This is a genomic window from Streptomyces antimicrobicus (assembly GCF_020532625.1).
Classification (GTDB): Bacteria; Actinomycetota; Actinomycetes; order Streptomycetales; family Streptomycetaceae; genus Streptomyces; species Streptomyces antimicrobicus.
The window spans coordinates 1-8459 of the sequence record NZ_JAJAUY010000203.1 but is presented as its reverse complement, the minus strand read 5'-3'; the positions used below and the strand labels follow the sequence as shown (position 1 = coordinate 8459).

Annotated in this window: 5 protein-coding genes; 2 read left to right on the top strand and 3 right to left on the bottom strand. The window is 76.7% G+C overall.

Going from position 1 to position 8459, the window contains the following annotated elements; genetic code table 11:
- Positions 1–1040 (top strand): molybdopterin-dependent oxidoreductase (locus LG632_RS28690; protein ID WP_226730672.1); only part of this gene is annotated, 1040 nt, incomplete at its 5' end.
- A gap of 108 nt (positions 1041–1148) precedes the next feature.
- Here LG632_RS28690 and LG632_RS28685 read toward each other — a convergent pair.
- The 3 genes from LG632_RS28685 to LG632_RS28675 all read right to left on the bottom strand — a co-directional run bounded on the left by LG632_RS28685 (position 1149) and on the right by LG632_RS28675 (position 4759).
- A complete protein-coding gene (locus tag LG632_RS28685) occupies positions 1149–2387 on the bottom strand; it encodes a cytochrome P450 family protein (RefSeq protein WP_226730670.1) in 1239 nt (412 codons plus the stop codon).
- A gap of 44 nt (positions 2388–2431) precedes the next feature.
- Positions 2432–3766: a putative Ig domain-containing protein gene (locus LG632_RS30410; protein WP_264202376.1), complete on the bottom strand. Its 1335-nt coding sequence runs from the start codon at positions 3764–3766 to the stop codon at positions 2432–2434.
- Positions 3767–3865: 99 nt separating this feature from the next.
- Positions 3866–4759, bottom strand: coding sequence for a LysR family transcriptional regulator (locus LG632_RS28675; protein ID WP_226730669.1), 894 nt, complete (start codon positions 4757–4759; stop codon positions 3866–3868).
- Positions 4760–5936: 1177 nt separating this feature from the next.
- On the opposite strand from LG632_RS28675, the gene LG632_RS30645 reads away from it, so the two are divergent.
- Positions 5937–8459: beta/alpha barrel domain-containing protein (locus tag LG632_RS30645; protein ID WP_508618720.1), on the top strand; the 2523-nt coding region annotated here is incomplete at its 3' end.

Sequence of the window (8459 nt, the reverse complement as noted above, 5' to 3'; positions counted from 1 at the left end):
CGACGCGCACGGAGCGCTCGCTGGGCGCGTTCGGGTCGGCCGGCGCGACCGCGTCGCGGTCCGCGCTGACCTTGCCGCCACCGGCCGTCCCGGCTCCGCCGGTGCCGGCGGGCGCGGGCGTGGCGGTGCCCGGCGCGGTGCCCTTCGTCACCCCGAACCGGGACTTCTACCGCATCGACACGGCCCTGGTGGTGCCCCGGGTGGACGCGGACGACTGGTCGCTGACCCTGCACGGCGACGGGGTCCGTACGCCGCTCACCCTGTCCTTCGCGGACCTGCTGGCCCGGCCGCTGGTCGAGCACGACATCACGTTGGCCTGTGTCTCCAACGAGGTGGGCGGCGACCTCGTCGGCAACGCCCGCTGGCTCGGCGTACGGCTGGCCGACCTGCTGCGCGAGGCGGGGGTCCGGGCGCCGTCCGAGGGCGGCCCGGCCGACCAGCTGGTGGCCCGGTCGGTGGACGGGATGACCATCGGCACGCCCGTCGAGACCGTGCTGGACGGCCGGGAGGCGCTGCTGGCCGTCGGGATGAACGGCGAGCCGCTGCCGTTCGAGCACGGCTTCCCGGTGCGGATGGTCGTACCGGGCCTGTACGGGTACGTCTCCGCGTGCAAGTGGCTGCGGGAGCTGCGGCTGACGACCTTCGACGCCTACGACGCGTACTGGGTGCGCCGCGGCTGGGCCGCGCGGGCGCCGGTGAAGACGCAGTCCCGGATCGACACCCCCCGAGCGTTCGCCACCCCGCGCGCGGGTCGGGTGCCGGTGGCCGGGGTGGCCTGGGCCCAGCACCGGGGCGTGGAACGGGTCGAGGTCCGGGTCGACGGCGGCCCCTGGCAGGAGGCACGGCTCGCCGCGCAGGACGGCGTCGACACCTGGCGCCAGTGGGTCTGGACGTGGGACGCGGCCCCCGGACACCACGTCCTGGAGGTCCGCGCCACGGACCGTACGGGCACGCCCCAGCCGGAACGCCGCACTCCGCCGGCGCCCGACGGGGCGACCGGCTGGCACCGCGTCGAGGTCGACGTCCGGCCGGGACGCTGACGGATCCGCAGGTCAGCAGGTCACCAGGTCACCAGATCACCAGATCACCAGGTCGGCGGATATCAGCGGGTATCAGTGAGTCAGCGGGTGTCAGTGGGTCAGCGGGTATCAGCGGGTCAGCCGGACCGGCAGTGTCTCGACGCTGTTGCCGATGAAGCTCTTCTGGTGGGGCAGTTCGGCCTCGGGGACGGCCAGGTCGAGGTCGGGGAAGCGGGTGAACAGCTGCTCCAGGGCGATGGTGGCCTCCATCCGGGCGAGCGGGGCGCCCAGGCAGTAGTGGGCGCCGTGCCCGAAGGAGAGGTTGCGCGCGGAGCCGGGCCGGGTCAGGTCGAAGCGGTCGGCGTCGGGCCCGTACGCGCGCGCGTCGCGGCCCGCGGCGGTGTAGCCGGCGAGGACCGGGGTGCCCCGGGGGACGAGCGTCCCAGCGAGCCGGAGGTCGCGGGTCGGGTAGCGGAACGGGAACCAGCTGACGGGCCCGTCCCAGCGCAGGGTCTCGTCCACCACGTCGTTCCAGGTGGCCTTGCCCTCCTGGACCAAGGCGAGTTGGTCGCGGTGGGTGCACAGGGCGCGGACCGCGTTGGTGATCAGGTTCAGGGTGGTCTCGTGGCCGGCGACGAGCATCAGCCGCATGGTGCCGCCGAGTTCGGCCTCGCTGAGCCGGTCGCCGTCCGCCTCGCGGGCCTGGATCAGGGCGCTGGTCAGGTCGTCGCCGGGCCGCTCGCGGCGGGCGGCGGCGATCGTCCCCATCAGCTCGACGAGTTCCTTGACGGCGGCCATCGCCTCGGCGGGAGTGGTGTCGGTGGCGATGATGACCTTGTACGACAGCTCGTGCAGCCGTCCGCGGTGCTCCGGGTCCACGCCCAGCAGCTCGCAGATGACGCTCATCGGGAGCGGCAGCGCGACATGGGTCCGCAGGTCCGCGACCCCGTCCGGCGCCTCGGTCGCGGCGCGGGCGAGGTCGTCGAGCAGTTCGGCGGTGAGCGCCTCGACGCGCGGGCGCAGTGCCTCGACCCGGCGGGCGGTGAAGGCGCTGCTGACCAGCGACCGCAGCCGGCGGTGGTCCTCGTCGTCGGCGGTGTGCATGCCCTGCGCGTCGGCGAAGGCGCGCAGCGGCCAGTCGCGGGCTATGGCGCCCTCCTGGAGGGCGGTGAAGTGCCGGGCGGACTTGGCCACATCGGGGTGGCCGAGCAGCTCCTTGAGTTCCTCGTGCCCGAGGACGACCGCACCGGGGACCCCGCCGGGCAGGACGACCTCCGCGACGGCGCCGCGCTCGCGCAGCCGGGCGTTGAGGGCGTGGGGGCAGCCGCCGGCGGGGTCGATGCGGTACGGCTCAGTCTGTTCGCTCATTCTGCGAACAGTGCAGGGCGGACGGGGAGTTGTTCAAGTGCGTCTCACCACCAGGTGAGGGTGAGGGGGAAGGTGGCGCGGGCGGTGGTGGGGGTGGCGTCGGTGGCGGTCACGGTGATCCGGAGGGTGCCGCTCCCCCAGGGCTTGCCGCTGATGCGTCCGGTCGCGGCGTCGATGCCCAGACCCCAGGGCAGGCCGGTGGCGCTCCAGCGGACGGGGGCCTTGCCGCCGGTGGCGGCGAGGGGAACGGTGCAGGACTGGTTGACCTTGCAGGTCTGGGGGCCGGGGTCGGTGATCGTGAGATCGCCCGGGGTAGGGGTCGGGGTGGGTGTCGGGGTCGGGGTGGGTGTCGGGGTCGGGGTGGGCGTGGGGGTCGGGGTCGGCGTGCCTGCGCAGCCGGGGGTGGCGGCGGCCGGGAGGGGGACGCGCCAGATCTGGGTGTCGTTCTCGGAACCCACGAGCAGCGTGGTGCAGTCGGCGTAGGTGACGGTCTCACCCTGCGACTGGGCGGGCAGCGCGACGTCGGCGAGCTTGGTCCCCGCGGTGTCGTACACCGAGGCCGTGTCGGCACCCAGCGGACCGCCGCTGCGCAGGACGTACGAGGCCCCGGACGGCGAGAAGGCGCCGTCGGTGGCGAAGACGGGACCGGGCCGGACGGCGGTGAGGGTGTTCAGCGCGCCGGCCACCGGCGGCAGCGGCGCCTGGTAGAGCCGGCCGGGCGCGCCGATCAGCTTGCTCGCGACGTGGAGCCGGCCGGTCACCGGGTCGGCGAGCAGCGATTCGGCGTCGTGCCGGCCGTCGGCGTAGGCGAAGCGGTACGAGGTCGGGGTGACGGCGGCGTCGGCGAGCTGGTCGGGCTCGGGAAAACTGTGCACGGTCAGCTCGGCGCGGCTGCTGAGGTTGTCCCCGATGTCGCCGACGAAGAGGGCGGTCCGACCCTGGGGATCCTTGCCGAGGGCCAGTGCCTCCCAGTCGGTGTTGGTGGCGCCGGACACGGTGAAGGTGGCCCGCAGTCGGCCGGTGGCGGTCGAACAGTCCACGGCGAACACCTGGTTGGTGTTGCCGCTGTCGTTGACCGCGTAGAGGACTCCGGGGTGCTTGCGGCTCGCGGCCAGGCCGCTGATCTCGGCCAGGCCACCGGGCAGGGTGCAGTGCTTCTCGGGGGCGAACGACCCGCCGGGCGCGGTCCGCGCCGCCCCGGTGGCGGGAGCCGCGGGGGTGGCGGTGGCGGTAGCGGCGGGGGTGGCGGCGGGGGTGGCCGTGGGCGTGCCCGTGGGGGTGGCCGTGGCGGTGGCGGCCCAGCCAAGGGCCGCCAGTGCCGTCGCGAGGGCCGTCGTGAGCAGAGCGGCGGCCCGTGGGGGTGCGAGGAGTCGAGACATGCCCACCATCTGATGGCACGTCAGGAAGGGGTGCCAGAGGGGTGCGCGTACTGTTTGAGCATCGTTCGATGCCGGGCGGGCATACCTCGGCGGACGCCGTCAGCGGGCGGGTTCCCGCACGGGGGCCTTGCGCCGGGCGTGGGCGATGAAGGCCCGGGCGGCGCGGCTGAGCGGGCGGCGGGCGTGCGCGATGCCCACCGGGCGCAGCAGCGGCGGGGTGAAGGACCGCACCTCGGCCCGGTGGCCGAAGGCCCGTACCACCACGTCCCGGTACCAAATGAGCGAGCCCTTGCCGTCGGTCACGCCGGTGACCCAGGCCAGCCGTTCGTCCACCTCCAGGGCGGGCACCGGGCGCACGCCCAGGACGCTGAACATGGCCTCCATCTCGGTGCGCCGGCCGGTGCCCGGGGTGGGCAGGATCAGCGGCAGCCCGTCGAGCGCGCGGAACGGCACCGGGTCGGGCAGCCGGGAGCCGTGCGGCGAGATCAGCACGACCTCGCGCTCCTGGATGTGATGGGTGGTCAGCTCCTTGTCGACGGGGAGGTCCACGAGGGCCAGCTCTGCCCGCCCCTGGGTGAGTTCGAGCACCACCGACTCCCGGCTGGCGTGCTGGTCGAGCCGCACGTCGATGCCCGGGTGCCGCTCGGTGAAGGCCGGCACCAGGTCGACGGCGAGGTCGACGGCCAGGGTGGGGGTGGCGACGAGGGTCAGGGTCGCGCGGGTCTGCCGGGCGGCCGCGGCCCCGATGTCCTCGATGGCCTCGACCGCGTCGAGCACCGTGCGGGCGAGCCGGACCACCTGGGCGCCCTCCGGGGTGAGGTCCACCCCTCTGCCGCGGCGGGCGAGGAGTTCGACGCCCAGATCGCGCTCCATGGCCTGGACGGCACGGGAGAGTGCGGACTGCGCGACGAAGACCGAGGAGGCCGCGCTCGTGATCGAGCGGCAGTCGGCCACGGCGACCAGGTAGCGGAGTTGCGCGAGTGTGGGGGTCATGACCGGACGGTAACCGCGTGATGCTGAAGCTGTAAGGGGCAGCCAGGTGAACAAATACGCGGCCCGCGGGCCGCGTTCATGCCCGCTTCGGCATCGACGCATGCCGTCGCGGCATGTCCCGCGGCCCTCCGGACGGCCGCGCGGCAGGGCCGGATCCGGGCCCCGGCGGGGGCGATGCCGCAGGCCACCGGCCCGACGGCCGGGGGGCGCGGCGGGACCGGACGGGTACCGCCGGTGCGACGGAAGCGAACTTCCTGGCTCCGTATGGGCGTTGACACTGCCGGTCGGCCGCCGCACGATGCTGCGCGGCGGCGGGGAGATCGACCACCGTTCCAGCCGGCCGGGGTGGGTGGTGGGCTCCGGCCACCACCTGGCCGCGTTCGGCGCGCGGGCCCTGGGGCCCGGGGCTCGGGGCCGGAGCTCGGCGCCCGGGGCTCGGGGCTCGGCGCCCGAGGCCGGGGTCCGGGCTCGGGGCTCGGCACCCGGAGCTCGAATGGCGCTCGGGACGCTCGGGGCTCGGGGCCGACGCACCGCCGCCCAGCGTCGTACTGCTCCAGGCGTACCGCACTTCCCGGTCCGGACGCGGGCCGGTGATCACTGCCCGCTCCCCGTGACATGTGACACGGCAGCCCTGCCCCCGGCCTGCCCGCTCGCCCGCTCACCCGCTCCTCCGCTCGGCCGACTGACCGCTCGCTCGCCCGACCACTCGCCCGACTGCCTGCTCGCTTGCTCGCCCGTCCCCCACTCGTTCGCTCGCCCGACCGCCCGACCGCCCGCTCGGCTGACTGCCCCATCGCCCGCCCGAGCGCCCGCCCGCTTGCTCGCCCGTCCCCCGCTCGCTTGCTCGCCCGACCGCCCGCTCGCCCGCTCTGCCGCTGTGCCGCTCTGCCGCTCGGCCGACTACCCGAGCGCCCGCTCGCCCGCCCGCTCGCCCGCCCGCTCGCCCGTCCGCCCGCCCGCTCGCCCGTCCGCCCGCCCGCCCGCCGTCAGCCGCCCGGCCCCACAGGGCACTCCCGTCACAACGGGCGCTCCTGCCCCTCGGGCACGTCCCCGCCCCACCGGGCACCCCAGCCCCATCGAGCACCGTCCCCGCCCCACCGGGCACCCCGGCCCCCGCCCCTTCGCCGACGCCCACGGACCCCCGGACACCGTCCGCCCGCACCGGAAGAGGAACCCCGTGACCCCCACGCCCGCCCAGTCCGACGGCCATCGTGACCTCGTCGTCGCGCTCAGCCCCTTCGAGGAACCTCAGTCGCGGATCGTGACGGCGGCCGAGCGCGCCGGCTCCCTCGGCCTGCTCGACCTCGGCCGGGACCCTGCCGCGGCGCGGCGCGCCTTCGCCGAGATGGCCCGGTGGCTCGGCCGCGGCTACGGCGTCCGGGTGCCGGCCGGGTGCCCGCTGGGCCCGGACGCGCTGCCCGCCGAGGTGGACACGGTGCTGCTCGCCGACCCGGCCCGGTTCGCCGAGGCGGGCGCCTGGGCCGCGAGCGGGCGGCGCCGGGTGTGGGCCGAGGTCGTCGGGCACGCCGAGGCCACCGCGGCGGTGGCCGCCGGGGCGGTGGCGCTCGTGGCCAAGGGGCACGAGGCCGGCGGCCGGGTCGGCGGGACCACCACGTTCGTGCTGCTCCAGCGGCTGCTGGCGGACCCCGAGGTGACCGTGCCGGTGCTGGCGTACGGCGGGATCGGCACGCACACCGCCGCCGCGGCCGTGGCGGGCGGAGCCGCCGGCGTGCTGCTCGACGTACAACTGGCGCTGACCGTCGAGGCGCAGGAGGGGCTGCCCGCCGACGTGGTGGCGGCGCTGCGGGCGATGGACGGCTCCGAGACGGCGGTCGTGGACGGCCACCGGGTGTACACCCGGCCAGGCCTCGCTCCCCCGGCGGCGCCGGTCGCGGAGCGGCTGGGTGCGCGGGGTCTGGAGCGGCAGCCGCTGCCCGTCGGCCAGGACGGTGCCATGGCGGCCCGGCTGGCGGCCCGGTACCGCTCCACCGGCGGCGTCCTCCAGGCGGTCCGGGCAGCGGTGACCGGGCACCTCACGGCCGCGGACCGGGCCCGCCCGCTGCAGGCGGAACCGACGGGCCGTCATCTTCCGGTCGCCCAGGGGCCGATGACGCGGGTGAGCGACCAGGCCGCGTTCGCCGCGGCCGTGGCCGAGGCCGGCGGGGTGCCGTACCTGGCGCTCGCGGTGATGGCGGGCCCGGACGTACGGACGCTGCTGACGGAGACGGCCCGGCGGCTGGGTGACCGGCCCTGGGGCGTGGGCCTGCTGGGCTTCGCGCCGCCGGAGCTGCGCCGGGAGCAGCTCGCCGCCGTGGCCGCCGTACGGCCGCCGTACGCGGTCGTCGCGGGCGGGACGCCGGCCCAGGCCGCGCCGCTGGAGGCCGCCGGGACCCGGACCTACCTGCACGTGCCCTCGCCCGGGCTGCTGGAACGGTACCTGGCGGACGGCGCGCGGCGGTTCGTCTTCGAGGGCCTGGAGTGCGGCGGTCATGTGGGGCCGCGGGCCTCCTTCCCGTTGTGGGACGAGCAGATCGAGCGGCTGCTCGCGCACTCCGACCGGGCCGCGCTCGACGTGCTCCTCGCGGGCGGCATCCATGACGCGCGGTCCGCGGCGATGGCGGCCGCGGCCGCCGCGCCACTGGCGGACGCGGGCGCCCGGGTGGGGGTGCTGATGGGCACCGCCTACCTGTTCACGCGGGAGGCGGTCGCGGCCGGGGCGGTGCTGCCGGGCTTCCAGCGGGCGGCCCTCGCGTGCACCGGCACCGTGCTGCTGCACACCGCGCCGGGCCATGCCACGCGCTGCGCGGACACGCCGTACGCGGAGACGTTCCGGGCCACCCGGCACCGGCTGGAGGAAGGCGGGGCCGAGCCGCGCGAGGTGTGGGAGGAGCTGGAGCGGCTCAACCTGGGCCGGCTGCGGATCGCCAGCAAGGGCCTGCGGCGCGGCGCGGACGGCGGCCAGGTGGTGGTGGACGAGGAACTCCAGCGCCGGGAGGGCCTGTTCATGCTGGGCGAGGTGGCCACCCTGCGCACGTCCCGCACCACGGTCGCGGCCCTGCACACCGAGGTCACGGCGGGAGCCACGGAACTGCTGGCACGGCGAGCCCGGGAACTGACGGCCGCCGCGACGGCACTCGGCCCCGACGACACGGCGGACACCGCCCCCACCCCCAGCGCCACCCCCAGCGCCACCGGCACCGCCGCCGGCGACGGCGACGGCGCGGCGGGGCTCAGGGCCGACCGCCGCCCGGCAGACCCCGGCACCGACGAGGGCACGGCGGGCCTCGGGGCTGACGGCGGCACGGCGGGGCTCAGGGCCGACGGCCGCGCGGCAAGCACCGGGACCGGCGACCGCGCGGCGGAACTCGGCACCGACGACGGCGCGGCAGGGCTCGGCACCGACGACGGCACGGCGGACCCCGGCACCGGCGACCGCGCGGTGAGCCTCGGGGCCGACGGCCGCGCGGCAAGCACCGGGACCGGCGACCGCACAGCAGGCCCCGGCACCGGCGACGCCACTGCGGGCCTCGGCACCGACGGCCGCCCGGCGCAACTCGGGACCGAGAGCGGCACGGCGGGCCTCGGCACCGACGACGGCGCGGCGGGCCCCGGGACCGGCGACCACGCGGCGAGGCTCGGCACCGACGGCCGCCCGGCGCAACTCGGGACCGAGAGCGGCGCGGCAGGGCTCGGGACCGGC